This is a genomic window from Luteimonas dalianensis, assembly GCF_049339425.1.
Taxonomy (GTDB): Bacteria; Pseudomonadota; Gammaproteobacteria; order Xanthomonadales; family Xanthomonadaceae; genus Luteimonas; species Luteimonas dalianensis.
Genome location: NZ_JBMPPO010000003.1, coordinates 14,328 through 39,195 on the forward strand (window position 1 = coordinate 14,328; position 24,868 = coordinate 39,195).

Genomic DNA, 24,868 nt, shown 5'->3' on the forward strand with positions numbered 1-24,868 from the left:
ATATCGTTTTGATATCAAATAACAGCCACCGCCCAACTGGAGCCCCCACGTGAAAGAAAACCCCATCCGTTCCCTGCCCGGCATCCCCGTGCTGCTTCTGGTGCTGGCCGCCCTGCTGGCCTGCGTCTATCCGTTCTTCCTGATGGTCATGGGCGAAGGCAACGTCCTGCTGCTGATCGCCGCGGTCATCGTCGGCGCGGCGGCCATCTTCACCCTGATCGGGCTGTACATGGTCGAACCGAACCAGTCGGCGGTGGTGAGCCTGTTCGGCCGCTACGTGGGCACCGTGCAGGAGAACGGCCTGCGCTGGAACAACCCCTTCTTCACCAAGCGCAAGATCTCGCTGCGCATCCGCAACTTCGAGAGCGGCAAGCTCAAGGTCAACGAGCTGGACGGCAGCCCGATCGAGATCGCGGCGGTGATTGTGTGGAAGGTGGTGGACTCGGCCGAGGCCGTGTTCAACGTGGACGATTACGAGAGCTTCGTGCACATCCAGTCCGAGGCGGCGCTGCGGGCGATGGCCACCAGCTATCCGTACGACCAGCATGAAGACGAGCAGATGTCGCTGCGCAGCCACCCGCTGGAGATCTCCAACGAGCTCAAGCGGCACCTGGACGAGCGCCTGGCCTCGGCCGGTGTGGAGGTGCTGGAAGCCAAGATCAGCCACCTGGCCTACGCGCCGGAAATCGCCCAGGCGATGCTGCAGCGCCAGCAGGCCAACGCGGTGGTGGCAGCGCGGGCGCGGATCGTGGCCGGCGCCTGCGGCATGGTCGAGATGGCGCTGGAGGAGCTGCAGAAGAGCGGCGTAGTGGATCTGGACGAGGAGCGCAAGGCGGCCATGGTGAGCAACCTGCTGGTCGTGCTGTGCGGCGACCGCTCGGCGCAGCCGGTACTCAACACCGGGTCGCTGTACTGACATGGACAGCAGCCTGGCCATCCCGCTGATCGTTGCCGCCAGCAGCGTGCCGGCGTTCCTGGCCGCCCGCGCCTTCTCCCGCGACCGGGCCCGGCTGGCGACGCTGATGCGTCTGGTGGGCATGGCGATCCTGGCCGGCGCGGTGGGGCTGGCCTGGGCCGGCGGTGATCCGAACCGGACGCTGGCAGTGGCGGTCGGGCTGGCGGTGGCGGTGAACGGACTGGGGCTGTTCGTGCTCTGGGACGTGATGCGCCGGCGCCGGGGGCACGGCCGCGGGTGAGCCAGAAGAAGAGCTACCCGCTGCGCATCAACGCCGAGATCCTGGCGGCGGTGCAGCGCTGGTCGGACGACGAGCTGCGCAGCCTGAATGCGCAGATCGAATACGTGCTGCGCGATGCGCTGCGCAAAGCGGGCCGTCTGCCAGCCGAACATGATCGAAATCGCCCGCAATCAAGCAGCTAGACTCAACCCGAACTTCCCTGGAAATGGAGCATTCAAGATGAAGAAGACCGTATTGCGCATTGGCTTTGCCCTGCTTGCCGCCTTCGCCGTGTCCGCCGCGTGGGCGCAGGATCCCTCCGAGCGCGCCATCCAGGTGCTCGACCAGCTCGACGCCGGCCAGTACCAGGAGGTCGCCGACAACTTCGACGAGCAGATGGCCGCGGCGATGGACGTGGCCACCCTGGGCCAGGTGTGGGGGTCGATTCCGCAGCAGCTGGGCGCGGTGCAGTCGCGCGGCGAGCCGCAGGCCACCCGGCAGGACGGCCACGACGTGGTGGTGGTGCCGGTGCAGTACGAGCGCGCCCTGGCCAACGTCAGCATCGCCTTCAATGCCGAAGGCAGGATCGCCGGGCTGCTCGTCCAGCCGGCGGAAGCCCCGCCTGCCGCCGCCGACACGGAATAGCCGCAATGGCCCAGACCAGGCACAAAGTCGTGGTGATCAAACCCGATCCGGCGGAAATGGAGAAGGAGTTCGACCGCATGGCCGTCCAGGGGTGGGAGCTGGTCAGCCTGAGCCAGGTGCCGATCCTGAGCATGGTCGCGGTGTTCCGCAAGACGGGACACTGAGCGATGCGCACCACCTCCCGCTCGCGAAGCGAGGAAGCTCCCCGCTACTGGTTCGCAGCCAAGCAGTACGGCTGGGGCTGGGGGCTGCCGCTCGCCTGGCAGGGGTGGGTGGTGCTGGCCGCGTACGTGGCCGGCGTCACTTTGGCCGCGGTGCTGGGCGACGAACGGACGTTCTTCATCAGCGCGGGGGTGCTGACCGTGCTGCTGATCGCGGTGTGCGCGATCAAGGGCGAGCCGCCGCGGTGGCGCTGGGGCGGCAAGGACTGAGCGCATGGCCAGCGCCCCCACGCCAACCACGGGAGCCTGACCTGCGCCGGCACCCCGCCCCGCTGCTGAACACCCCGGCCATCGAGCTGTGGCCTGGCGGGCTGCTGCGCGCGCGCGCCGGCCACGACGCGCGCGTGCTGGCGCGGGCCACCCGGGTACTGCGGCGCAAGCGCGACGGCCACTACCTGGCCGCGCAGCTTCCCGAAGGGCTGGTGCAGTTGCTGCCGGGCTGGCGGCGGGAGCCCGGCGTCGACGAGGCGCTGGCGGCGATGGCCACCCATCCGGGCCTGCGGCCGGGCACCGGGCCGGTGCCCGCCCTGCCCCTGTACCGGCTGCACGAGCGCATGCAGCGGCTGGGGATCGATGCCGAGGGCTACGCCCGGCGCACCGGCCTGGCGCTGGTGGCCGAGCCGGCCTGGCTGGCCTTCGCCGGCCTGGATCGCTACCGGCGGGCGCTGTGGCTGCACGCCGGTGCCGCGCGGGGCTGGGAGCGGCTGCGCGGGGCGGCGCGGCGCGACGGCGTGATCCTGGAGGCGATCTCCGGCTACCGCAGCCACGACTACCAGCTGGGGATCTTCGAGCGCAAGCTGGCCCGCGGCCAGGAGGTCGCGCAGATCCTGCAGGTCAACGCGGCGCCCGGCTACAGCGAGCACCACTCGGGGCTGGCGCTGGACATCGGCGCGCCGGGGGAGCCGCCGGCGGAGGAGTCGTTCGAGGATACGGACGCATTCGGCTGGCTGGCGGAGAACGCGGCCACCCACGGGTTCCACATGAGCTATCCGCGCGACAACCCGCACGGGATCGTCTACGAGCCCTGGCACTGGCGCTTCCAGCCCGCCACCGCCGCGTAGCGCGGCGGACTACTCCTGCGAGCGCTTGACAGGGGCGCTGGCCCCCGAGGACAGGTCGGCGATGCGCCACAGGTAGAGGCTGGCGGCGGTGCGCCACGGGCCCCAGCGCTCGCCGCGCTCCATCAGTTCCCGGGGTTTGGGCATCTCCTCCAGCCCGTCCACCACCTGGGCCCCCTTGCGGATGCCCAGGTCGTCCACCGGCAGCACGTCCGGGCGGCCGAGGCGGAACATCAGCATCATCTGCACCGTCCAGCGGCCGATGCCGCGGATCGGCACCAGGGCGGCGATGATGTCCTCGGGCTCCATCGTGGACATCCGGCGCAGGGTCGGGATCTCCCCGGCCTGCTCGCGCCGGGCCAGGTCGCGCAGGGCCAGCGCCTTGTTGCCCGACACGCCGCAGGCGCGCAGCGCGGCATCGTCGATCAGGCCCAGGGTCTCGGCGTGCAGGCGGCGGCTTCCGATCGCATCCTCCACCCGGCCGACGATGGTCGCCGCGGCCTTGCCGCTGAGCTGCTGGAAGAGGATGGCCCGCGCCAGCGCGTCGACCGGGTCGAACGGGCGGCGCCAGCGCGGATCCGGCTCCAGCGGCCCGACCCGGCGCATCCAGGCGGCCAGCGGCCGATCCACCCGCGCCAGATGCGCCTGGGCGGCTTCGGTGTCGTATCCGCGACGGTAGCGCGCCACGGGGCCGCTCAGCCCCGCGCCAGGTCGGCGGCCAGCAGCAGCCAGCCGAGCATCATCAGGCTGCCGCCCAGCGGCGCCAGCGCGGTGGGCCAGCCCAGCAGCGCGGCCGCCACCAGGCTGCCGGAGAACAGGAGCATGCCCAGCAGCAGCAGGCCGGCCGCCGCCAGCCGCAGCGCCCGCACGGCCGCGGGCGCCAGCAGCGCCAGGGCCACGCCGTGGCCGAAGCCAAACAGGGCCGCGGTCTGCAGCCAGGAGGCGGCCTGGCCCTCGGCCCCGTGCGAGGCATAGGCGGCCAGCCCCACGCACGCACCGGCGCACAGCGCTCCGGCTGCCGCGACCAGGCGTCCGAAAAGCGACAGGCCGCGCCTGGAAGGCGCGGCCTGTCGGGGATCCATCATGGAAACGGTGCGCGGCAGCGGTTACCGCTCCTGCAGGGTCCAGTAGACCTCGTACTCGCCATCGGCGGTGAACGAGTCGTCGATGCCGGACTTGTAGATCTCGTACGGGCGGCCGGTGACTTCGCGGCCCTGGGTCATCGCCCAGGCGCGGATGGCGTTGCGCACGTTCTCCAGTTCGGCCATGAAGCCGGTGTAGTCGCCCACGGCGGCCATGGACGGCTCGAGGCGCACGTACTCCACCGGGCCCAGCAGCTCCAGGTCGGTCAGCTCGCCCTCGTCCACCACCGGCGCCTCGGCCACGGCCTGCTCGCCGTTGTCGCCGTCTTCACCGTTGCCCTCGCCGTTCGCCTCGTCCTCGTCGGCCGCGGCGGGGCCGCTGCCGGCGGTGCGGATCGGCAGGGCCACGTCGAAGTTGTAGACCTCGCGGCCCAGCTCGGTGGTGATGATGCGCATCGGGCCGGCGGCTTCCAGATCGTTGGCGTCCAGGGTGCGGTTGATCCACTCCATGTTGCTGGTCATCGAGGCCTGGATCTCGTTGGTGCGGCGCTCGATGGCGCCGGCACGCACGACCAGCAGGTTCTCGGCCGGACGCTCGACGAAGCGAAGATCCGCCAGGGTGCTGCCCTCGACCGCGTAGTCGACGTTGGGCACCGAGGCCAGCATGTTGGACAGGCGGGCCAGGCCCAGCGACATGCTGTCGCCCACGCTGCGGCTGACGTACAGGCCGGAATAGCGGCCGATCAGGTTCCAGCCGTATTCAACGTTGTAGGTCTGGGTGATCTCGACGTTGCGCCCGCCGCGGCCGGTCGGCCGGAGGTTGAACTCGGTGCGCTTGTTGGTGCCCTGGCGGTCGTCCTCGATGGCGATGGCGACGCGGCGGCGCGGCTCGGACTCGGTGATCGTCCAGGTGCCGCTGCCCACCGTGCGCACGTCGGAATCGAAGGTCAGGGTCGCGCCTTCGCCTTCCTCCGGGCCGCTGCGCTGCAGGTCCATGGTGGGGGCGTAGAGCACCATCGGGTGCCATTCATGGAAGCGGCGGAAGCTGTTGATCGTGTCGAACACGATCGTCTGGCGCCTGTTGGTTTCCACCTGCTCGACAAGCGTGCGTTCGGCAGGCAGCAATACGCCGACCACCACGAACAGCACGCCGACAATCAACAGGGCAATCAGCATTTCGAGCAAACGGGTCATTCAGGGTTCTCCAGACCAATATCCGGCCGTGCCGGCTTGCAGCGGGCAATCCTAACAAGTTGAGAGGGCGCGGGCGACAACCGGGAGCGATTTTTTTCCCGCGACGGGTGGTTCCAAATGTCACACAAGCTTGAGTTCGAAGGCCTTCAGCACGGCCCGGGTGCGGTCACGCACGCCCAGCTTGCTGAGGATGTTGGAGACGTGGTTCTTGATCGTGCCCTCCGCCACGCCCAGTGAATTGGCGATTTCCTTGTTCGAGAACCCCCCCGCCATGAGGCGCAGGATCTCGGTCTCACGGTCGGTGAGCGGATCCGGGCGGTCGAGGCTGACGAACTCGTTGCGCATGTGCTCCAGGCCCGAAAGCAGGCGCTGGGTCATGGCCGGCTGCACCAGCGAGCCGCCCCCGGCCACGGTGCGGATCGCCCCCACCAGCTGCTCCAGGGACACGTCCTTGAGCAGGTAGCCCTTGGCCCCGGCCTTGATCCCGGCCAGCACCAGCTGGTCGTCGTCGAAGGTGGTCAGGATGATGGTCGGCGGCAGCTTTCCGTCGCGCGAGAGCGACTGCAGCGCCTCCAGGCCCGACATCACCGGCATGCGCATGTCCATCAGCACCACGTCGGGCGCGGCCTGCGGGATCAGCTCCACCGCCTGGCGCCCGTCCGCGGCCTCGGCCACCACTTCGATCCCATCGTCCAGGGCCAGCAGGGAGCGGATGCCCTCCCGGACCAGGGTCTGGTCGTCCACCAGGCACACTCGGATCATCGGTTTCTCCTCGGCTCCGTCCATGATAAAGCCTCAATCGCCGGTTGCAGCCACCGGCCCGCAGGCCGGCGTGAAGGGGGGCTCCACCGGGGCTTCCAGCGGCAGGTTCAGGTCCAGGGCGAAGCCTTCGCCCGGCGCGGTGCGAACCTCCATCGAGCCGCCGTACGCGGCCAGGCGCTCGCGCATCCCGCGCAGGCCGTTGCCGAAGGCCTCCGGATCGGCGCCGCGGCCGTCGTCGCGGGCCTGCAGCCGCACCCTGCCCCCGGCGACGCCGTAATCGATCCGCAGCCGCGAGGCCTGGGCGTGGCGCACGGTGTTGGTGATGATTTCCTGGGTGCAGCGCAGCAGCACGTGGGCGCGCTCGGCGTCCTCGAGCAGGAAGGGCTCGGGCATGTGCATGTCGACCCGCAGCGACGGCACGTGCTCGGCCAGCGGGCGCAGGGTGGCGACCATGTCGATGGCGTCGTCGTCGCGGATCGCGCTGACCGCCTCGCGCACGTCGCTCAGCAGCAGCTTGGCCAGGGTGTGGGCCTGGCCCACGTGCTCCTGGGCGGTGCCGGAGGTGAGGTGGTTGGCCACCTCCAGGTTCAGGCTCAGCGCGGTCAGGTGGTGGCCGAGCAGGTCGTGCAGCTCGCGGGCGATGCGGGTGCGCTCGTTGACCCGCACGCTCTCGGCCAGCAGCGCGCGGGTGGCGCGCAGCTCGGCGTTCAGGCGCCGCTGCTCGTCGCGGGCCTGGGCCTGCCGGCGGGCCACCAGCGCGGTGGTGAACACGAAGCTGGAAAAGCCCATGTAGCCCAGCGCCTGCATCAGCCCCATCAGCAGCGGGAAGCCGAGCGGGCCGGTGTAGATCGGCACCACCGCCAGGTTGCCCAGCACCAGCCACACCACCCCCACCTTGAGCGGCAGGATCCACGGCAGCAGGCCGGCCACCACCATCAGCAGGATGCTGCCCAGCGCGGTGCCTGAGAAATAGCTCACCCCCAGCGCGCAGGCGGTCAGCAGCAGCAGGCCGAAGTGATCCCAGACGCCGGGCTTGCGGTCGCCCAGGGAGCGGGTGATGCGCCAGTAGGCGGCCCCGAACAGCAGGTACACCACCAGCCAGCGCATGACCCGGAACATCGGATTGCCGTCCAGATCCTCCAGCGGCAGCGCCTGCGGGTCGATCAGGAAGATGATCAGCCACAGGCCGACCGCGGCCCATGTGAAAAGGCCTGCATAGCGCAGCATCTGGCTGTTGCCGAGACGGATCAAAGCGGTTTTTCCGGGCGTTTGAAACGGGGTGTGCAGGGTTAACGCAGGGCCACCGGCAGCGCAAGGCCGGAACGGCATGGTCGGCGCCGCGCGGGTGGTCGCGATTCGCTGGGGAAGGTCGCCTGTGCGATAATGGGCGGTGCTGCAATGCGGCTGCTGCCCGCCCGCGCGGGCGCAATTTCCTGGAGTCATGAATGACGACGCTGATCCGCGACGTGCGTGAACACGAGCTGGATTCCATCCTCGCCCTGAACAACGCCGCCGGGCCCGCGATCCTGCCCCTGGACGCGGCCCGCATGCGCCGGTTCTTCGACACCGCCGATTATTTCCGGGTCGCCGAGCGGGACGGCCACGTGGCCGGGTTCCTGGTCGGCTTCGGCTCGGAATCTGACCATGACAGCGGCAATTTCGCCTGGTTCCGCGAGCGCCACGAATCGTTCTTCTACATCGACCGGATCGTGGTCGCCAGCCGCCGCCGCGGCGGCGGCGTGGGCCGCGCGTTCTACGCCGACGTGCAGAGCTTCGCCGAAGTGCGCTGGCCGCTGCTGACCTGCGAGGTGTTCATCGAACACGACAACGATCCGGCGCGCCTGTTCCACGGCAGCTTCGGGTTCCAGGAGGAAGGCCAGCACGTGATGCCGGAGACCGGCGTGCGCGCCTCCATGCTGGCCAAGCCGATGTGCAGCTATCCGTGGGTGGACGAGCGTTACGGCGGGCGCCTGCCCGACGTGCCGTGGCTGCTGCAGCCCCGCCAGCGCCGCGATGGCGCGCCCCAGCGCGCAACGGGAACCTGAGCATGACCGCAGCGAATTTCGAGCCGGCCGGCGAACTGAAGTTCGGCCAGGTCGGCATTGCCAACCTGCGCGTGAAGACCCTGGACGTGCAGCGGCTGGCCGCGGAGATGCGCGACCGGGTGGAGCGCGCGCCCAAGCTGTTCGCCCGCGCCGCCCTGGTGATCGACTTCGGCGGCCTGCCGGGCGTGCCCGACGAGGCCGGCGCGCGCGCCCTGATCGACGCCCTGCGCGAGGCCGGCGCCCTGCCGGTGGCGCTGGCCTGGGGCAGCAGCGACAACGAGGCCCTGGCCGTGCGCCTGGGGCTGCCGGTGCTGGCACGGTTCCGGGCCCAGTACGAGCGCGAAGGCGGCGCCACGCCCGCCCCGCCGCCGGCTGCGGCCCCCGCGCCCGAACCGGCCGCCAGGCCTGCGCCGGCCCCGGCCGCCGCACCCGCCGCGCAGCCGGGCATGATCCAGAGCGTCCCGGTGCGCTCGGGCCAGCAGGTGTATGCCGACAACCGCGACCTGAGCGTGCTGGGCGCGGTCAGCCCCGGCGCCGAGGTGCTGGCGGACGGCTCGATCCATATCTACGGCCCGCTGCGCGGGCGCGCCCTGGCCGGCGCCCAGGGCAACGCGAAGGCGCGCATTTTCTGCCGCGCCTTCCACGCCGAACTGGTGGCAGTGGCCGGACAGTACAAAGTGCTGGAAGATATCCCCCGCGAACTCCACGGCAAGGCCGTCCAGGTCTGGCTCGACGGAGACGAACTGCGGATCGCCGCGCTTGACTGAGCGCGTCCCCCGCGATCCATTACATCAGAAGAACAATACGGAGAGCACGACATTGGCCGAAATCATCGTAGTCACCTCCGGCAAGGGCGGCGTCGGCAAGACCACCACCAGCGCCAGCATCGCCAGCGGACTGGCCCGGCACGGCAAGAAGACCGCGGTTATCGACTTCGACGTGGGCCTGCGCAACCTCGACCTGATCATGGGCTGCGAGCGCCGCGTGGTCTACGACTTCGTCAACGTGGTGCAGGGCGAGGCGACGCTGAAACAGGCGCTGATCAAGGACAAGCGGTTCGACAACCTGTTCATCCTTGCCGCCTCGCAGACCCGCGACAAGGACGCGCTGACCCGCGAGGGCGTGGAGCGCGTGCTCAAGGAACTGGCCGACGAGGGCTTCGACTACATCGTGGCCGACTCCCCGGCGGGCATCGAGAAGGGCGCGTTCCTGGCCATGTATTTCGCCGACAAGGCGATCGTGGTGGTCAACCCGGAAGTCTCCTCGGTGCGCGACTCGGATCGCATCATCGGCCTGCTGCAGTCCAAGACCCGCCGCGCCGAGGCCGGCGAGCGGGTGGAGGAATACCTGCTGCTGACCCGCTACAGCCCCGCCCGCGTTGAAACCGGCGAGATGCTGTCGGTGACCGACGTGGAGGAAGTGCTGGGGCTGAAGACCATCGGCGTGATCCCCGAGTCGAGCGACGTGCTCAATGCCTCCAACAAGGGCGAGCCGGTGATTCTGTCGCAGGAATCCGGCGCCGGCCAGGCCTACGAGGACGCGGTCGCGCGACTGCTCGGCGAGGAGCGGCCCATGCGCTTCACCCAGCTGGAGAAGAAGGGCTTCTTCAGCAAGCTGTTCGGGGGTTGACGCAATGGGAATGTTCGACTTCCTGAAGACCAAGAAGAACACCGCCTCGATCGCCAAGGAACGGCTGCGGATCATCGTGGCCCAGGAGCGCAGCAGCCGCGGCGCCCCGGACTACCTGCCGCTGCTGCAGCGCGAGCTGCTGGAGGTGATCCGCAAGTACGTGAGCATCGACGCGGAGGCGGTGAAGGTGGATCTGGTGAAGGATGGCGAGCATGACGTGCTCGACATCTCGGTGGCGCTGCCTGAAGAGCGCGCCGGCACCGCCTGACCGGAACCGGCGTGGACAACGGGCCCGACGGGCGCTCCGCGCCCGGCACCCCGGCCGCGGAGGCCAGTGTGCTGTGCGTGCGCGACATCCACGCGCCTGACGCCGCCGCGATGCTGGCAGGCCACGGCCTGGCCCTGACCGTGGTGGAGGACGGTGCGCCGATCCCTGGCAGCTACTGGGGCGAGCCCGAGGCCGGGATCATCGGCAGCGAGGTGTTCGTGCGCCCGGATACGCCGGTGCACTCGATGCTGCACGAGGCCTGCCACCTGATCGTGCTGCCGCCCGAGCGGCGGGCCGCGGTGCACACCGACGCCACCGACTCGGTGGCCGAGGAGGACGCCACCTGCTACCTGCAGATCCTGCTGGCCGACCACATCCCCGGCGCCGGCCGCGACCGGCTGATGGCGGACATGGACGCCTGGGGCTACAGCTTCCGGCTGGGCAGCACACGGGCCTGGTTCGAGCAGGATGCCGAGGATGCGCGCGCCTGGCTGGCCGAACGGAACCTGCTCCCGTTGCCCCCCGCCGCCGCCTGAGCCGCGGCCACCCCGCCTTCGGGCCACTTGCGGAGCCGCCGGGGCTCCCCTAGCCTGCCGGATTCGTCCCATCGGCGGCCCGCGGCCGCAACAGGAACCCGACGTGACCACCAGCCGCCTGCTCAGCATCGCCGCCCTTTCCGCCTGCCTGGTGCTTTCAGCCTGCCAGCAGGACTCCAGCCCGGCCCCGGCCGCGGCCGGGGTGCCGGAAGACGAGACCGCCGACCAGTTCGTGGCCCGGGTCAACGACGAGATGCGGGCGATGTACCGCGAAATGACCGCCTCGCAGTGGATTTCCTCGACCTACATCAACGAGGACAGCCAGCTGCTGGCGGCCAAGGGCAACGAGCGCTGGCTGACCGCGCTCAACGGCTGGGTGGAACAGGCGCGGCGCTTCGATGGCCAGCAGATGTCGCCGGAAACGGCGCGCGCGATCCGCCTGCTCAAGCTGGGCACGGCGATGCCGGCGCCGCGCGATCCGGAGCGGCTGGCCGAACTGACCACCATCGCCACCCGCATGGAAGGCATGTACGGCGCCGGCGCCTACTGCGTGGAAGGCAATGCGGACAACTGCCGCCAACTGGGCCAGCTGGAGGACGTGCTGCGCACCAGCCGCGATTACGACCAGCAGCTGGACGCCTGGCAGGGCTGGCACTCGATCGCCAGGCCGATGCGCCAGGACTACACGCGCTTCGTGGAGCTGGTGAACGAGGGCGCGCGAGAGATGGGCTACGCGGACGCCGGCGAGATGTGGCGCTCGGGCTATGACATGAGCCCGGTGGAGCTGGCCGCCGAGGCCGACCGGCTGTGGGGCCAGGTCAAGCCGCTGTACGAGCAGCTGCACTGCTATGCGCGCAACCGCCTGGAGGCGCGCTACCCGGATCAGGGCTCGGTCGACGGGCTGCTGCCCGCGCACCTGATGGGCAACATGTGGCAGCAGGACTGGAGCAACCTGTGGGACATCCTGGAGCCCTACCCCAACGCCGGCAGCCTGGATGTGACCGGCGCGCTGCAGGCGCAGTACGGGGAAGGGCTGGATCGGCGCCTGGCCGGGCTTGACGCCCTGCCGACCCCGGCCGAGCGGACGGAGATCGAGCGCCAGGCGCAGCAGGACATGGCGGTGCGCATGACCCGGCGCGCGGAGGAGTTCTACACCTCGCTGGGGATGCCGGAGCTGCCGGAGCCGTTCTGGGCCAGGAGCCAGTTCACCAAGCCGCGCGACCGCGACGTGGTCTGCCACGCCAGCGCCTGGCCGATGGACATGGCCGACGATGTGCGGATCAAGATGTGCATCGAGCCGGACGAGGAAGATTTCACCACGATCTACCACGAGCTGGGGCACATCTATTACTTCCTGGCGTACAAGGATCAGCCGCCGCTGTTCCAGAACGGTGCGCACGATGGTTTCCACGAGGCGATCGGCGATGTGATCGTGCTGTCGATGACGCCCAGCTACCTGGCCTCGATCGGGCTGGTGGAGGAGCAGGCGCAGAGCCAGGCGGCGCTGATCAATTCGCAGATGCGCATGGCGCTGTCGAAGGTGGCGTTCCTGCCGTTCGGGCTGATGATCGACCGCTGGCGCTGGGGGGTGTTCGACGGGTCGATCACGCCGGAGAATTACAACACGGCGTGGTGGGAGCTGAAGGCGCGCTACCAGGGCGTGGGGCCGGCGCAGCCGCGCGGGGAGGAGTTCTTCGATCCGGGCGCGAAGTACCACGTGCCGGGCAATACGCCGTACACGCGCTATTTCCTGTCGCACGTACTGCAGTTCCAGTTCTACAAGGCGCTGTGCGGGGCGAGCGGGTATGACGGGCCGCTGCATGACTGCAATTTCCATGGCGACGAGGCTGCGGGCGAGCGTTTCTGGACGATGCTGAGCCGGGGCGCGGGGCAGACGTGGCAGGAGACGATGCAGGAGATCACGGGCGGCGAGCAGATGGATGGTTCGGCGGTGCTGGAGTACTTCGCGCCGCTGCAGGGCTGGCTGGAGGCGCAGAACGAGGGGCTGGCTTGCGGGTGGCCGGGCGGCAGCTGATTCCGGCGCGTTCCGGCGCGTTCCGGCGCGTTCCGGGGTGTTCCGGGGTGTTCCGGGGTGTTCCGGGGTGTTCCGGGGTGTTCCGGGGTGTGACGCGGAGTGTTTCGCAGAGCCGGGCTGTGTTTCCGATAGCCCGGGGACTTTGGCTGTTTTCTTCGGACTGACGCCGTGCCCCGGTAGCGGGGGCATCGCTTTTCGCGCGGCAGGGCGTCGTGCCCTGGCGCGCGCGCAATACATCCATGTATTGCTTGACGCGATACCCCCGCTACCGGGGCACGGCTCACCCCAACGGTAGTGACGGCTCTTCGGATGGCAATGGCGCTTGCCTGGAGCGTGACAGCTGCTCCTGGCAGGAGCGCGCCATGCGCGCGAAGCCGCGTGACGCTTGATTACGCGGTTTGCCGGGCGTCGGGGGCGTAGCCCCAACCTACAGGTGATCGGTGGGTTCGTACGCGGCCGGCTCTTCGGGGACTTTGGGGCGGGTGCGGCCCTGGTGGGTTTCCATCCACCAGAAAACCCAGCCGATGGCGAGGAAGCCGGCGGCAAGGCCGGCCAGGCCCAGGCCGGTGGCGCTGACCAGGGGCGAGAGCAGGCCGGCGATGACGGCGTTGAGGAGCAGGCCGGTGAAGGCCTGCAGCGAGGCGGCGGCGCCGCGCTGGGCGGGGAACAGATCCAGGATCGCAAGGGTGACGATGGGGAACACCAGGGCGATGCCGAAGGCGTTGAGTACCAGCGGCAGGACAGCCCAGGGGACGGTGGGGTCGTCGACCAGCAGGTAATAGAGCATGTTGGCGGCGATGGCGACCGCGCTGCAGGCGAAGCCGGCATTGGCCAGGGTGAGGCCCTTGACCCGCCCGGCGGTGCGGCCCGAGAGCCAGGCGCCGGCCATCATGCCGCTGATCATGGGCACGAAGAACCAGCCGAACTGGCTTTCGTCCAGTTCCAGGATGTCCATGATGAACGCGGGCGCCGAGGCGATGAACAGGAACAGCGCGGCGAAGTTGAATGCGCTGGCGGCGGCGAGGCGCTGGAAGCGGCCGTTGAGGAAGATGGTGGCGTAGTCGCGCAGCAGGCTGCGCGGGGCCAGCGAGCGGCGCTGGGGCGGCGGGAGGGTTTCGGGCAGCCAGCGCCAGGTGGCCAGCAGCAGGATCAGCGAGAACAGCACCAGGAACCAGAAGATCGCCGGCCAGCGCGCCCAGCCCAGGATCCAGCCGCCGATGATCGGGGCAATGGCGGGGGCGATGCCGAAGATCATCGAGACCTGGCTGAGCAGGCGCTGGGCGTTGGGGCCGTCGTAGAGGTCGCGGATCACCGCCCTGCCGACCACCACGCCGACGCCGGCGGACAGGCCCTGCAGCGCGCGGAACACCAGCAGGGTGCCCATGTCGCTGGCCATCGCGCAGCCCACCGAAGCCAGGGTGAACACCACCAGGCCGCCCAGGATCACCCGCCGCCGGCCGATGGCGTCGGACAGCGGGCCGTGGAACACGCTCATCACCGCGTAGGCGAACAGGTAGACGCTGATGGTCTGCTGCATCGCCAGCTTGTCGGCGCGCAGATCCTGGCCCATCTGCACGAAGGCCGGGAAGATGGTGTCGATGGTGAACGGGCCGAACATGGCCAGCCCGGCCAGCAGCCACGGCAGGCCGCGCGGCCACGCGGGACCGGCGGCATCGGCCCGGGGACTGCGGTGGTTCATGGGGGGACTCGAGGGGGAGGCGAGCCGACTAGTTTAACGCCCGCCTCCTGGACCACGGGCTATAATCGCGGGATATCCGTGGTGGGAGAAGCCGGCGCTGCCGGCTGCCGAAGGCGCAACGCCCGTAATCGCTCAGGCCAGATACCACCCAGGCAACACAACTCTGGAGAGACCGGCCCCGCGCCGGCGCCGAAGGGGCACGAGGAGCAGCGTCCTGCGCCTCCAAACTCTCAGGCAAAAGGACAGAGGGGCAACCCGGACCTGCGGTCCGGCCGCCAGCGCGGTCGGGGAACGCCGGACCACCCGCCCCCTCGCCTGCCGGATGCCTGCCATGACCACCAGCCCCAAGCACACCCTTCGCGACCTCGAGCAGCACGACGCCTTCGTCGGCCGCCACATCGGCCCCAATGACGAAGAAATCACCCGCATGCTCGAAGTGGTCGGCCAGGATTCGCTCGAATCGCTGACCAACGCGGTCGTCCCCGGCGACATCCGCAACGACGCGCTGGGCCTGCCGGCCCCGATGACCGAAGAGGAAGCGCTGGCGAAGATCCGCGCCGTGGCGAAGAAGAACAAGGTCTTCCGCAGTTTCATCGGCCAGGGCTATTACGGCACCCACGTGCCGCAGGTGATCCTGCGCAACATCCTCGAGAACCCGGCCTGGTACACCGCCTACACCCCCTACCAGGCGGAGATCTCGCAGGGCCGGATGGAGGCGCTGATCAACTTCCAGACGATGTGCGCCGACCTGACCGGCATGGACATCGCCAACGCCTCGCTGCTGGACGAGGCCACCGCCGCCGCCGAAGCGATGACTCTGGCCAAGCGCTCGGGCCGCTCGAAGTCGAACCTGTACTACGTCTCCGACCGCGTGCACCCGCAGACGCTGGAGGTGCTTCGCACGCGCGCCGAGGGGCTGGGCATCGAGCTGCAGGTAGGCCCGGAAGAGAAGGCCGCCGAGGCCGACTGCTTCGCGGTGCTGCTGCAGTACCCGGACACCTTCGGCCGCATCGGCGACTACCGCGCCCTGGCCAAGGCCGTGCACGCGCGCGGCGCGCTGGTCACCGTGTCGGTGGACCTGCTGGCGCTGACGCTGATCGCCGCGCCGGGTGACTGGGGCGCCGACATCGTGGTCGGCAACACCCAGCGCTTCGGCGTGCCGTTCGGCTTTGGCGGCCCGCACGCCGCATTCCTGGCCTGCCGCGACGCCTACAAGCGCTCCATGCCCGGCCGCCTGATCGGCGTGTCGCTGGACGTGGAAGGCAACCCCGCCTACCGCCTGACCCTGCAGACCCGCGAGCAGCACATCCGCCGCGAGAAGGCCACCAGCAACATCTGCACCGCGCAGGTGCTGCTGGCGGTGATGGCGAGCATGTACGGCGTCTACCACGGGCCGGAAGGCCTGCAGCGCATCGCCCGCCGCACCCATCGCCTGACCGCGATCCTGGCCGCGGCACTGGGCAAGGCCGGCGTGGAAGTGGGCGGTGATTTCTTCGACACCCTGCACATCACCGGCGTGGACGCGGCGGCGGTCGCCGCCAAGGCGCGCGAGGCCGGCATCAACCTGCGCGAAATCGATGCGGGCAGCATCGGCATCAGCCTGGACGAGACCACCACCCGCGCCGATGTGATCGAGCTGGCCGGGCTGTTCGGCGCCGTGATCGACGACATCGACGCGCTGGACGGCGAAGTGGCCGACGCCCTGCCGGGCGCGCTGGCGCGCGAGTCCGAGTTCATGCAGCACCCGGTGTTCAACACCCACCACAGCGAGCACGAGCTGCTGCGCTACATGCGCCAGCTGGCCGACAAGGACCTGGCCATGGACCGCACCATGATCCCGCTGGGCTCGTGCACCATGAAGCTCAACGCCACCTCGGAGATGGTGCCGATCACCTGGCCGGAGTTCGCCAACATCCACCCGCTGGCGCCGGCCGACCAGGCCGAGGGCTACAGGGAGCTGATCGACGGCCTGGAGCACATGCTGGCCGAGATCACCGGCTACGACGCGGTGAGCTTCCAGCCCAACTCGGGCGCCCAGGGCGAGTTCGCCGGGCTGATGGCGATCCGCGACTACCACCGCTCGCGCGGCGAGGGCGAACGCGACGTGTGCCTGATCCCCGAGTCCGCGCACGGCACCAACCCGGCCTCGGCGCAGATGGTGGGCATGCGGGTAGTGGTGGTGGCCTGCGACGCGAACGGCAACGTCGACATCGGCGACCTGCGCGCCAAGGCCGAGAAGCACAGCGAAAAGCTGGCCGCAATCATGATTACCTACCCGTCCACGCACGGCGTGTTCGAGGAAGGCATCGTCGAGATCTGCGAGATCGTGCACGCCAACGGCGGCCAGGTGTACACCGACGGCGCCAACATGAACGCCATGGTCGGACTGGCCAAGCCCGGCGCCTGGGGTTCGGACGTCTCCCACCTCAACCTGCACAAGACCTTCTGCATCCCGCACGGCGGCGGCGGCCCGGGCGTGGGCCCGTGCGCGGTCAAGTCGCACCTGGCGCCGTTCCTGCCCAAGGCGTTCGGCAATGGCGGCGAAGCGAAGGGCGGCATGGTATCGGCGGCCACCTTTGGGTCGGCCAGCATCCTGCCGATCAGCTGGATGTACATCGTGATGATGGGTGCGGCCGGGCTGCGCAAGGCCAGCCAGGTGGCGCTGCTCAACGCCAACTACGTGTCCAGGCGGCTGGCTGATCATTACCAGACGCTGTACGCCGGCCGCGGCGAGCTGGTGGCGCACGAGTGCATCCTCGACCTGCGCCCGCTCAAGGATTCCACCGGCGTCAACGCCGAGGACGTGGCCAAGCGCCTGGTCGACTTCGGCTTCCACGCCCCGACCCTGAGCTTCCCGGTCGCCGGCACGCTGATGGTGGAGCCGACCGAGAGCGAGTCGATGCACGAGCTGGATCGCTTCATCGACGCCATGATCGAGATCCGCGACGAGATCCGCGCGATCGAGGACGGGCGCCTGGAACGTGACGACAACCCGCTGGTCAACGCCCCGCACACCGCGGCCCAGGTGAGCGCCAGCGAGTGGACGCGCAGCTACCCGCGCGAGCTGGCGGCGTTCCCGCTGCAGTCGCTGCGGCACACCAAGTACTGGCCGCCGGTGGCTCGGGTGGACAACGTGCACGGCGACAAGAACGTGATGTGCTCGTGCATCCCGATCGACGCCTACAGGGACGACGAGGAAGCCGCGGAGGCCTGAGCCTCCGCCATCAGGGGACCGTCCGGACGAAGTGTTCGAGCAGGCCGGTGAGGCTGCGCAGATCCTGGGCGTTGTGGTGGCCGACGCGGCGCAGCTTCTCCGCGCTGCCGCCGCGCAGGTAGGACAGCCAGGCAGCGGGCGCCTCGCTGCCGGGCAGGTCGTCCTCGCGCACCACGCCCAGCACCTGGCGCTCGATGGTGGCCAGTCGGCAGTTCTCCCACGTCCCGCGCCAGCGCCGGCGCGCCGGGTGCAGCAGGTCGATATGGGCGCGGCCGATGACTGGATCGGGCAGCCGGGCCAGGGTGTAGCGGGTGGACAGCAGCGGCCGGTCGTAGGACTTGCCGTTGTAGGAGAGCAGCACCGTGTCGTCGGCCAGCCAGCGGGCGAACTCGGCCAGCATCGCGCTCTCGGCGGCCAGCGTGGTCATCAGCAGCTGGCGGATGCGCAGGCTGCCGTCAAACCAGTCGGCGGCGCCGATCATGAAGGCGCGGGTGCCGGTACCGCCGGCCAGGCCGGTGGTCTCGGTGTCGAAGGCGAGGATGCGCGAGGCGGCGACGGGCTCGTGCCGCAGCTCGGACAGGTCCAGCTCGCCCCCGGGCGGCTGCGCGGGCTGGCGCAGCTCGATGCAGCGCAGGCCGGGGGCGATCTCCTCGCCGTCGAGGGTGCGGTCGCGGCTGGGCGCCTGCGGGCGCGTGCCGCCGGGACGCAGGCCCATCAGCCTGCGCAGCTGGGCGATCTGCTGCGCGTGGGCATCGGGTGGCGGCGCGGGCGCAGCCACCGCGGTGGCCCGCGTCGCGTCCGGCGCGGCATCCACCGGGATCACGGAAAGTCCTGCGCGCCGTCCAGCCGGCGCAGCAGTCGGCGCCCCTCCCGCCTGCTGCTGCAACCGGGCAAGCTTGTGCGCCAATGCGGTCACGCCGTATCCCCCAGCAGCTCCAGCACCGCCAGCGCCGCGGCCTTGGCGGTAATGCCCTCATCGGCGACCTCGTCCGAAGCCAGCACCGGGCCGACGCAGCCCGGGCAGCCGGCCTTGCACCCGCAGCCGCGGATCAGTCCCAGCGCATGCGAACGCAGCTCCTCGCGCCGCTCGAACAGCGGCAGCGACAGCCCGACCCCGCCGGGATGGTTGTCGTAAAGGAAGATCGTGGGCGTGAACCCGCGCACCTCGTCGGCAGCCACGCTGCCGTCCTCGGCCGAACGCAGCTGCCCGCGCCCGCCCAGGTCGGCTGCGACGAACCACGCGCCGTCGCCGCTGCCCACCGCCTTCTGTAGGTCGCGGCCCTCGGCCATCACCGACACCATTGCCACCAGGTGCAGCGCGTAGGCGGCGCCGAGGAAGCCGTCCAGCGCGTCCTGGCGGCGGTCGAACCGCCGCTCCAGCACCCGCTGCGGAAGCTGCCACCACGCCGCGGTGGTGTGCAGCTCCTGGTCGGGCAGGTTGACCGGGCCGTAGCCGATGTTCTCGTGGCTGTGGAAGCGGATCTTCTTGTAGCCCGACACCCGCCGTACCACGTGCACCTCGCCGTGGTGGGCGCTGCCCTGCCCGCCCGGCGCGCCGTCAGCCTCGTCCAGCACCTTGAGTTTGGTGTAGTCGATGGCGTCGGTGTAGTAGTCCACGTGGGTGCGGCGCACGTAGGCCTTGCGGCCCTCCCAGTCCAGGCGTTCGACCTGGAACGGCTCGGACTGGATCATGTGGATCGCGCCTTCGTAAAGCGTGAGCGCGGCGGCCGAGTAGTCGACCTCGGCGACGATGGTCTGGCGGCCGTTGGTGCGATCGACCACCACGAAGTTGCCGTCGGCCACCGAGCGCAGGTTCACCGCCTGCGCCGGATAGCTGTCGGCGATCCACTCCCAGCGTCCGCCCTCCTGGTGCAGCACGCCGCTCTCGGCCAGCACCTCCAGCCACGGGCCGGCATCCACCGGGCCGAAGCCTTCGCCGTCCAGGAACGGCAGCTCGAACGCCGCGCAGCGGATGTGATCCATCAGCACCAGCGGCTGGTCCGGCTCGATCCGCGCCTGCTCCGGGGTGGCGCTGGCGAAGAACTCCGGGTGCCGCACCACGTACTGATCCAGCGGCTGGCTGCTGGCCACCAGCACGCCGATGGAAGGCTGCTGGCGGCGGCCGGCGCGGCCGAAGCGCTGCCAGGTCTGGGCGATCGAACCCGGATAGCCGTTGAGCACCACGACATCGAGGCTGCCGATGTCCACGCCCAGCTCCAGCGCGCTGGTGCTGACGATGCCGTCCACGCGGCCCGAGCGCATCTCGCGCTCCACCTCGCGGCGCTCGGTCGGCAGATACCCGCCGCGGTAGGCGCGGATCCGGCGCGGCTTGCGCGGGTCGCTGTCGAACACTTCCTTCAGGTACTTGGTCAGCACCTCCACCATCAGCCGGGTCTGGCAGAACACCAGGGTCTTGAGGCCGGAACGGATTGCCAGCCGGGCGATGCGGTTGGACTGCGAGCGAGCCGAGGCACGCAGGCCCAGATCCGGGTTCACCACCGGCGGGTTCCACAGCAGTACGTGCTTGGCGCCGCTGGGCGCGCCGCTTTCGGTGATCGGCTTCAGCTCGTCCTCGATCAGCGCGCGTCCGTGCTCCACGGCGTTGCCGATGGTGGCCGAGCACAGGATGAACTGCGGGCGCACGCCGTAGAACGCGCACACGCGCTTGAGCCGGCGGATGACGTTGGCCACGTGCGCGCCGAACACGCCGCGATACGTGTGCACTTCGTCGATCACCACGTAGCGCAGGTTCTCGAAGAACTGCGCCCACTTGGTGTGATGCGGCAGGATCGCCTGGTGCAGCATGTCCGGGTTGCTGACCACGATGTCGCCGCTGATGCGGATGGCCTGGCGGGCATCGCCGGGGGTATCGCCGTCAAAGGTGGCGGCGCGCAGGCCGAGGCTGCCGGCGGCGTTGAGTTCGAGCAGTTCGGCCACCTGATCCTGGGCCAGCGCCTTGGTGGGGAACAGGTACAGCGCCTTGGCGCCCTGCTCCATCGCCGCGGCCACCACCGGCAGCGTGTAGCACAGCGACTTGCCCGAGGCGGTGGGCGTGGCCACGACCAGGTGGCGGCCGTCCCTGGCCGCCTGCCAGGCCTGGGCCTGGTGCGAGTAGAGCGACCTGATGCCGCGCGCGCGCAGGGCTTCGGCCAGCGCCGCGGGCAGGTCCGGCGGCAGCGGGCGGATGTCGGCCGGATGCGCGGGAATCGTGAAGTGGCCGGTGATGCGGTCGCCGTAGCGGTCGGCGAGCTTGCGGGCCAGGCGGGTGCCGGACGGGGCGGGCGCGGGCAGCGGGCGTTCGTGGATGATGGCGTTCATCTGGCGGCGGCGGGCGAAGGGCCGCCGAGTGTCGCCGGGAGGTGACTCAGGAGATGAGACAACACAGGTTCGTGCCCCTCCGTAGGAGCGCGCCATGCGCGCCCCTACAGAGGGGTGAAGGCGCGGACGTCAGGAATTCCGGCGCGGGCGCGGCGCGGAACGCACGGGCGAACGCACCGAGACGTGCTCGTGCCCCGGCACATGCCAGCGCCAGGGAAACTCCACCGCCTTGCTGATCCCGATCCGCGGCCCCACCGCCGGCTTGCGCGGCGGAGGCATGCCATCCGACACGATCACCACGCCCCGATCCGCAGTCACCAGATCGGCCCCGTCGAGTTCACCGGTGATCCCCATCGCCTGCGACAGCTTGCCCGGCCCGCTGCCGATGTCGCGGTCACGCCGCGCCTTCGGCCGCACCTGGCGCATCTGCTCGATCCCCAGCACCGGCTCGATCGCCCGCAGCAGCACCCCCACGCCCTCGCCGACCTCCCCGCACACCGCGTTCGAACCCCAGTGCATGCCGTAGCTGAAGTACACGTACAGATGCCCGGGCTCGCCGAACATGGTGGCGTTGCGTGCAGTTTTGCCGCGAAACGAGTGCGCCGCCGGATCATCCCCGCCGCCGTAGGCCTCCACTTCCACGATCCGCCCGGCGCGCCCGTCCTCGCGCAGCAGGATCCTGTTCAGCAGCTCCGGCGCCACCTCCGCCGGGTGGCGGCGGTAGAAGTCGCGGGGCATGACCTGCCAGCCGTCGGGAATCGTTTCCAGCACGTTGCGGGGTTCTCCATCAGTCCGGTGCTCAGGCCTGCGGCCAGACGATATCATCGAGGGGTTTCCCCCACGAAAGCCCTTCCACGAGACCCGTTTGAACACCCGCGCCTCCAAATCCGCCCCCGAGCACACGCCCCTGATGAAGCAGTAGTTCGGCAAGCTTAGTTTTTGCGCCTATCATCCTGTTCTTAATGGGTTTATTTCAAGTCAACAACGACGTTGATGTTTTTGGCTACCCGGCGGCTACCGGCAACCCTCCCTAGGGCTCGTGGCACCATGGCCTCAGCGCTTCGCTGGGGAGAAGAGCCTTGCTGACGTTCTTGAAGCGGTTGCTGGGCGCAAGCGCCTCCACGCCGCCGGAGCCCACACCCAACCCTCGCCGTCACGACATGCCTCAGATCCCTCCGGGCAACGAGGACATCATCCAAGGTTGGCGCTACTGCGCCACGCTCCAGCTGCGCACGCCTCTGGCGGTGCTCGAGCACCACGGGAAGGTGGTCCCGGCCTCCCCGGGTGGGCCACCCACGCTCACGGATGAAATGTGGCACGGCATCTGGCTACCCGAGCTAGGCCGGGAGTTCGACCTGCTCGCCGCTGGGGCCACCATGTCTTCCGACGTGGGGCCGATCCCGGCCGACGGCGGGGACTACCTGCCCTTCCTCAAGGCCGTGCGCGCCATCAGCGAAGGGGACGGGACGGCAGCGGAAATGGAAGCGGCGCTGCGGGCGCTGGTGAAGGACACCGGCCCCGGCGGCACGCCCTACTCCCGGTTCGCGAAGGCCGCGGAGCTGGTGGACCGGGTGTTGCCTCGAACGGTCCACCGCTTGCCGGTGCCCGCCAACGTCCGGGCAGGCTTACTCGAATCGCGCCTGGACACCCTGGGCAAGGTGGCGGCGGCCGACGACAAGCGACTGAGGGCCATCAAGGGCCTGGGGCCCAAGGCACTGGCCAGCATCCGGGCATTCCTGGCGACCAGCGACATCGATCCCGATGCCAAGCGTCTTCGGGCCGATGAGTTCGCGCCGTTGGATACGAACGCCTGAGGCCACCTCAAACCCATTATTGCCAAACGTTGGGTTTCTGATACCTATTGGGGTGCCCCTCATGGGGGGTATATGGGATGACCCTCACGGGTCAAAAGGCCCCTCGGTAACGGGGGGCCTTTCTTATTTGTCGAAATCCCCTTGACCCTTTTCGATTCTCCGCTTGATTGGAGTAAACGCCCACTCACGGAGGATCCCCATGAAGTTGAAAACCCTTTGCTTGGCTGTCGCTTTGGTTAGCGCCGCCCCCTCTGCTTTGGCCCAGGAGGGACCGGATCCCAACGGCGCCGTCATCGTCGGCGAAGCGCCCGATTGCGCGACCGGCGTGATTCGCAGCGTGATCGTGGGTGTGGGCACCCTGTGTGCCGATGGCACGGTTGGGCCTGGCAACGCTCCAGGCTTGCTCGATGGCGCGACCGTGGTTGGCACGGACAACACGGTGGACTCCTACAGCACCGTCTTCGGGCGTAACAACAGCAACAGCAAAGGCGCCTTTGGTGGGAGCGGCACCTTCTCTACGCAGGTGGGCATGGAAAACTCCATCGATGGAATCTTGACCAACCAGTTTGGGAATAAGAACCAAAGCACTGGAGCCAACAATCATCAGTTTGGGCACGAGAACATCACCAATGGCGAGGGCTCCAGCTCGCAGTTCGGCTGGTCAAACGAGGCCTTTGGCACTCAGAACGTCCAATTAGGCAACCATAACTCGGCCAACGGCAACTACAACACTCAGGCGGGCACGGATAACCGCGTGATTGACGGTTACTCCAACTCAATGCTCGGCCTTGGTAACGAGTTGAACGGGTCGCAAAACCACGTGCACGGCAACATCAATACTGTTGAGGGGCAGCTCAACTCGGTGAGCGGCACCCAGAACTCGGTCTCGGGTTCGCGCAACGTCGTTGACGGCATGGACGTGCAAGTTTCGGCCAACCGTGTTGTCGCAGGCGGCGTGTCTATTCGGGCCACCGCTGACGATTGCGTGGCGTTCGGGTCCTACTCCGAATGCGACGAGTCCGACGAGTTTTCCGTCGGTGGGGCTGCCATCCAGCGTCGGGTCGTCAACATGGGCGATGGGCGCGATGCCAACGACGCGGTGAACGTGGGCCAGGTGGCTCCCATCGCTGACTCGTTCGGAGGCGGCGCTGGATTCGCCAACGGGCAGTTCGTCGCTCCCAACTACGGCTTCCGGGACGGAACGAACCACTCCAATGTCGGTTCTGCGGTCGACAATCTCGATGCTCGTGTGTGGAACCTGGAAAACAACTCCGGTGGCGGTGGTCAGGGTCCCGAAGGCCCGCAGGGCATCCAGGGCGCAGACGGCCGCAGCGCGTATGAGGTAGCAGTGGCCAACGGGTTCGAGGGCAACGAACAGAAGTGGCTGGAAAGCCTCCAGGGCCGTGATGGACGTGATGGCACGGGTGGCGGCAGCGACGTGGCCGCGGGCCGGAACGTCGAAGTGGAAGACAACGCAGACGGCACCCGCTCTGTCCACCTGTCCGACATGGTGGAGCTGTCCGAGAACGGCGGCGTGCGCATCGAAGGTGGCCCGTCCATGACCCGACAGGGCATCGACGCAGGCAACCAGCGCGTCACCGGAGTGGCGGCGGGCCGCATTGAGCGTGGCTCGACCGACGCTGTGAACGGTGGCCAGCTGTGGGACATGGAGCGTCGCTTCGATGACCGATGGACGGAAGTGAACAACCGCCTGCAGCGCACCGACGAGCGCATCGACATCCTGGGCGCGCAGTCGGCCGCCCTGACCATGATGGCCGCAGCGGGCAGCCCGCATGGCCTCCAAGTGGGCGAGGTCGCTTTCAACGTGGCTCCTGGCTTCTACGGCAACAAGGCGGCCTTGGCGGTGGGCTACTCCAGCCGCCTGTCCGAGCGCGTGAGTGTGAGTGCTGGCCTGTCCGTGGCATCCGGCGGACGAGCCATGGGAGGCGTCGGCTTCAGCTTCCGCCTCGGACGGTAAACGACCGGCCCCCTTCGGGGGGCCTCCGGAATCCCGGCCCTCGGGTCGCTGGCGAAAAGGAGGTGATTCGTATCTCGGCAAGGGCCCCGCATGGGGTCTTTGCTGTTGCAGCGGCTAGAATGACCGCGCAACAGGGGGAAATGCCGTGCGCTCAACTATTCTGCTGTTGGCCCTAGTCGGGCTTCTAGCCAGCTG

Annotated in this window: 25 protein-coding genes and 1 riboswitch; of the genes, 16 read left to right on the plus strand and 9 right to left on the minus strand. The window is 69.2% G+C overall.

All coding sequences use genetic code 11. The annotated features are described in order from the left end of the window. Positions 1-49: 49 nt before the first annotated feature. The 7 genes from ACOZ90_RS04465 to ACOZ90_RS04495 are packed head-to-tail and all read left to right on the plus strand — an operon-like array spanning position 50 to position 3,102. Positions 50-916 carry an SPFH domain-containing protein gene (locus ACOZ90_RS04465; RefSeq protein WP_422892442.1) on the plus strand — a complete coding sequence of 289 codons (867 nt, stop codon included), beginning with the start codon at positions 50-52 and terminating at the stop codon, positions 914-916. A gap of 1 nt (position 917) precedes the next feature. Beyond that, entirely contained in the window at positions 918-1,196 is a 279-nt protein-coding gene (locus ACOZ90_RS04470; protein WP_422892443.1) for a hypothetical protein, read from the plus strand. After that, positions 1,193-1,378: a type II toxin-antitoxin system antitoxin gene (locus ACOZ90_RS04475; RefSeq protein WP_422892444.1), complete on the plus strand. Its 186-nt coding sequence runs from the start codon at positions 1,193-1,195 to the stop codon at positions 1,376-1,378. The genes ACOZ90_RS04470 and ACOZ90_RS04475 overlap by 4 nt, the downstream gene beginning before the upstream one ends. A gap of 37 nt (positions 1,379-1,415) precedes the next feature. After that, the gene (locus ACOZ90_RS04480; RefSeq protein WP_422892445.1) at positions 1,416-1,820 is read left to right on the plus strand and encodes a DUF3887 domain-containing protein; all 405 of its coding nucleotides are present in this window, start codon (positions 1,416-1,418) and stop codon (positions 1,818-1,820) included. 5 nt (positions 1,821-1,825) lie between these two features. Further along, entirely contained in the window at positions 1,826-1,984 is a 159-nt protein-coding gene (locus ACOZ90_RS04485; protein WP_422892446.1) for a hypothetical protein, read from the plus strand. Positions 1,985-1,987: 3 nt separating this feature from the next. Then, positions 1,988-2,251 carry a hypothetical protein gene (locus tag ACOZ90_RS04490; RefSeq protein ID WP_422892447.1) on the plus strand — a complete coding sequence of 88 codons (264 nt, stop codon included), beginning with the start codon at positions 1,988-1,990 and terminating at the stop codon, positions 2,249-2,251. 41 nt (positions 2,252-2,292) lie between these two features. Continuing rightward, the gene (locus ACOZ90_RS04495) at positions 2,293-3,102 is read left to right on the plus strand and encodes a M15 family metallopeptidase (protein WP_422892855.1); all 810 of its coding nucleotides are present in this window, start codon (positions 2,293-2,295) and stop codon (positions 3,100-3,102) included. Between the two features lie 9 nt (positions 3,103-3,111). Here the strand turns inward: ACOZ90_RS04495 and ACOZ90_RS04500 are convergent, their stop codons facing one another. The 5 genes from ACOZ90_RS04500 to ACOZ90_RS04520 all read right to left on the minus strand — a co-directional run bounded on the left by ACOZ90_RS04500 (position 3,112) and on the right by ACOZ90_RS04520 (position 7,364). Next, a complete protein-coding gene (locus ACOZ90_RS04500) occupies positions 3,112-3,786 on the minus strand; it encodes a DNA-3-methyladenine glycosylase family protein (protein WP_422892448.1) in 675 nt (224 codons plus the stop codon). A gap of 8 nt (positions 3,787-3,794) precedes the next feature. Next, positions 3,795-4,181, minus strand: a complete 387-nt coding sequence (locus ACOZ90_RS04505) for a DUF423 domain-containing protein (protein ID WP_422892449.1) — start codon at positions 4,179-4,181, stop codon at positions 3,795-3,797. 24 nt (positions 4,182-4,205) lie between these two features. Beyond that, positions 4,206-5,375 (minus strand): polyketide cyclase, encoded by a 1,170-nt coding sequence (locus tag ACOZ90_RS04510; protein ID WP_422892450.1) that lies wholly within the window; start codon positions 5,373-5,375, stop codon positions 4,206-4,208. A gap of 120 nt (positions 5,376-5,495) precedes the next feature. Beyond that, complete coding sequence (locus tag ACOZ90_RS04515) at positions 5,496-6,137, minus strand: response regulator (RefSeq protein WP_422892451.1); 642 nt, start codon at positions 6,135-6,137, stop codon at positions 5,496-5,498. A gap of 33 nt (positions 6,138-6,170) precedes the next feature. Next, complete coding sequence (locus ACOZ90_RS04520; protein ID WP_422892856.1) at positions 6,171-7,364, minus strand: sensor histidine kinase; 1,194 nt, start codon at positions 7,362-7,364, stop codon at positions 6,171-6,173. A 218-nt stretch (positions 7,365-7,582) separates the two neighbouring features. Between ACOZ90_RS04520 and ACOZ90_RS04525 the strand changes: the two genes are divergently transcribed. From ACOZ90_RS04525 to ACOZ90_RS04550, 6 genes are all read left to right on the plus strand, one after another. Beyond that, positions 7,583-8,182 carry a GNAT family N-acetyltransferase gene (locus ACOZ90_RS04525; RefSeq protein ID WP_422892452.1) on the plus strand — a complete coding sequence of 200 codons (600 nt, stop codon included), beginning with the start codon at positions 7,583-7,585 and terminating at the stop codon, positions 8,180-8,182. Between the two features lie 2 nt (positions 8,183-8,184). Continuing rightward, a complete protein-coding gene (gene minC / locus ACOZ90_RS04530; RefSeq protein ID WP_422892453.1) occupies positions 8,185-8,949 on the plus strand; it encodes a septum site-determining protein MinC in 765 nt (254 codons plus the stop codon). A gap of 52 nt (positions 8,950-9,001) precedes the next feature. Continuing rightward, positions 9,002-9,811: a septum site-determining protein MinD gene (minD, locus tag ACOZ90_RS04535; RefSeq protein WP_422892454.1), complete on the plus strand. Its 810-nt coding sequence runs from the start codon at positions 9,002-9,004 to the stop codon at positions 9,809-9,811. Positions 9,812-9,815: 4 nt separating this feature from the next. Continuing rightward, positions 9,816-10,079: a cell division topological specificity factor MinE gene (gene minE / locus ACOZ90_RS04540; protein ID WP_422892455.1), complete on the plus strand. Its 264-nt coding sequence runs from the start codon at positions 9,816-9,818 to the stop codon at positions 10,077-10,079. 11 nt (positions 10,080-10,090) lie between these two features. Continuing rightward, positions 10,091-10,615, plus strand: a complete 525-nt coding sequence (locus ACOZ90_RS04545; RefSeq protein ID WP_422892456.1) for a hypothetical protein — start codon at positions 10,091-10,093, stop codon at positions 10,613-10,615. Between the two features lie 103 nt (positions 10,616-10,718). Further along, the gene (locus ACOZ90_RS04550; RefSeq protein ID WP_422892457.1) at positions 10,719-12,650 is read left to right on the plus strand and encodes a M2 family metallopeptidase; all 1,932 of its coding nucleotides are present in this window, start codon (positions 10,719-10,721) and stop codon (positions 12,648-12,650) included. 427 nt (positions 12,651-13,077) lie between these two features. Here the strand turns inward: ACOZ90_RS04550 and ACOZ90_RS04555 are convergent, their stop codons facing one another. Then, on the minus strand, positions 13,078-14,349 hold the full coding sequence (locus tag ACOZ90_RS04555; protein ID WP_422892458.1) for a multidrug effflux MFS transporter: 1,272 nt from the start codon (positions 14,347-14,349) through the stop codon (positions 13,078-13,080). A gap of 153 nt (positions 14,350-14,502) precedes the next feature. Then, positions 14,503-14,605: riboswitch (glycine riboswitch) on the plus strand. Positions 14,606-14,671: 66 nt separating this feature from the next. Here ACOZ90_RS04555 and gcvP point away from each other — a divergent pair. After that, positions 14,672-17,563 (plus strand): aminomethyl-transferring glycine dehydrogenase, encoded by a 2,892-nt coding sequence (gcvP, locus tag ACOZ90_RS04560; RefSeq protein ID WP_422892459.1) that lies wholly within the window; start codon positions 14,672-14,674, stop codon positions 17,561-17,563. Between the two features lie 10 nt (positions 17,564-17,573). Here gcvP and ACOZ90_RS04565 read toward each other — a convergent pair whose 3' ends face one another. The 3 genes from ACOZ90_RS04565 to ACOZ90_RS04575 all read right to left on the minus strand — a co-directional run bounded on the left by ACOZ90_RS04565 (position 17,574) and on the right by ACOZ90_RS04575 (position 21,652). Then, positions 17,574-18,479: a ribonuclease H-like domain-containing protein gene (locus ACOZ90_RS04565; RefSeq protein WP_422892460.1), complete on the minus strand. Its 906-nt coding sequence runs from the start codon at positions 18,477-18,479 to the stop codon at positions 17,574-17,576. After that, positions 18,476-20,881 carry a DEAD/DEAH box helicase gene (locus ACOZ90_RS04570; RefSeq protein WP_422892461.1) on the minus strand — a complete coding sequence of 802 codons (2,406 nt, stop codon included), beginning with the start codon at positions 20,879-20,881 and terminating at the stop codon, positions 18,476-18,478. The genes ACOZ90_RS04565 and ACOZ90_RS04570 overlap by 4 nt, the downstream gene beginning before the upstream one ends. A gap of 129 nt (positions 20,882-21,010) precedes the next feature. Further along, on the minus strand, positions 21,011-21,652 hold the full coding sequence (locus ACOZ90_RS04575; RefSeq protein ID WP_422892462.1) for a DNA-3-methyladenine glycosylase: 642 nt from the start codon (positions 21,650-21,652) through the stop codon (positions 21,011-21,013). Positions 21,653-21,960: 308 nt separating this feature from the next. On the opposite strand from ACOZ90_RS04575, the gene ACOZ90_RS04580 reads away from it, so the two are divergent. Together ACOZ90_RS04580 and ACOZ90_RS04585 are read left to right on the plus strand one after the other, a co-directional pair. After that, positions 21,961-22,695, plus strand: coding sequence for a hypothetical protein (locus ACOZ90_RS04580; protein ID WP_422892463.1), 735 nt, complete (start codon positions 21,961-21,963; stop codon positions 22,693-22,695). A gap of 199 nt (positions 22,696-22,894) precedes the next feature. Next, a complete protein-coding gene (locus ACOZ90_RS04585; protein WP_422892464.1) occupies positions 22,895-24,673 on the plus strand; it encodes a YadA-like family protein in 1,779 nt (592 codons plus the stop codon). The last annotated feature ends 195 nt before the right edge of the window (positions 24,674-24,868 follow it).

What these genes read in the sequence shown, in the direction of transcription:
- gcvP (WP_422892459.1), top strand. Translation starts at nt 14,672, where the DNA reads ATGCCTGCCATGACCACCAGCCCCAAGCACACCCTTCGCGACCTCGAG.
- ACOZ90_RS04515 (WP_422892451.1), bottom strand. Translation starts at nt 6,137, where the DNA reads ATGATCCGAGTGTGCCTGGTGGACGACCAGACCCTGGTCCGGGAGGGC.
- ACOZ90_RS04570 (WP_422892461.1), bottom strand. Translation starts at nt 20,881, where the DNA reads ATGAACGCCATCATCCACGAACGCCCGCTGCCCGCGCCCGCCCCGTCC.
- ACOZ90_RS04470 (WP_422892443.1), top strand. Translation starts at nt 918, where the DNA reads ATGGACAGCAGCCTGGCCATCCCGCTGATCGTTGCCGCCAGCAGCGTG.
- ACOZ90_RS04520 (WP_422892856.1), bottom strand. Translation starts at nt 7,364, where the DNA reads ATGCTGCGCTATGCAGGCCTTTTCACATGGGCCGCGGTCGGCCTGTGG.
- ACOZ90_RS04585 (WP_422892464.1), top strand. Translation starts at nt 22,895, where the DNA reads ATGAAGTTGAAAACCCTTTGCTTGGCTGTCGCTTTGGTTAGCGCCGCC.
- ACOZ90_RS04525 (WP_422892452.1), top strand. Translation starts at nt 7,583, where the DNA reads ATGACGACGCTGATCCGCGACGTGCGTGAACACGAGCTGGATTCCATC.
- ACOZ90_RS04485 (WP_422892446.1), top strand. Translation starts at nt 1,826, where the DNA reads ATGGCCCAGACCAGGCACAAAGTCGTGGTGATCAAACCCGATCCGGCG.
- minC (WP_422892453.1), top strand. Translation starts at nt 8,185, where the DNA reads ATGACCGCAGCGAATTTCGAGCCGGCCGGCGAACTGAAGTTCGGCCAG.
- ACOZ90_RS04480 (WP_422892445.1), top strand. Translation starts at nt 1,416, where the DNA reads ATGAAGAAGACCGTATTGCGCATTGGCTTTGCCCTGCTTGCCGCCTTC.
- ACOZ90_RS04505 (WP_422892449.1), bottom strand. Translation starts at nt 4,181, where the DNA reads ATGGATCCCCGACAGGCCGCGCCTTCCAGGCGCGGCCTGTCGCTTTTC.
- ACOZ90_RS04555 (WP_422892458.1), bottom strand. Translation starts at nt 14,349, where the DNA reads ATGAACCACCGCAGTCCCCGGGCCGATGCCGCCGGTCCCGCGTGGCCG.
- ACOZ90_RS04490 (WP_422892447.1), top strand. Translation starts at nt 1,988, where the DNA reads ATGCGCACCACCTCCCGCTCGCGAAGCGAGGAAGCTCCCCGCTACTGG.
- minE (WP_422892455.1), top strand. Translation starts at nt 9,816, where the DNA reads ATGGGAATGTTCGACTTCCTGAAGACCAAGAAGAACACCGCCTCGATC.
- ACOZ90_RS04510 (WP_422892450.1), bottom strand. Translation starts at nt 5,375, where the DNA reads ATGACCCGTTTGCTCGAAATGCTGATTGCCCTGTTGATTGTCGGCGTG.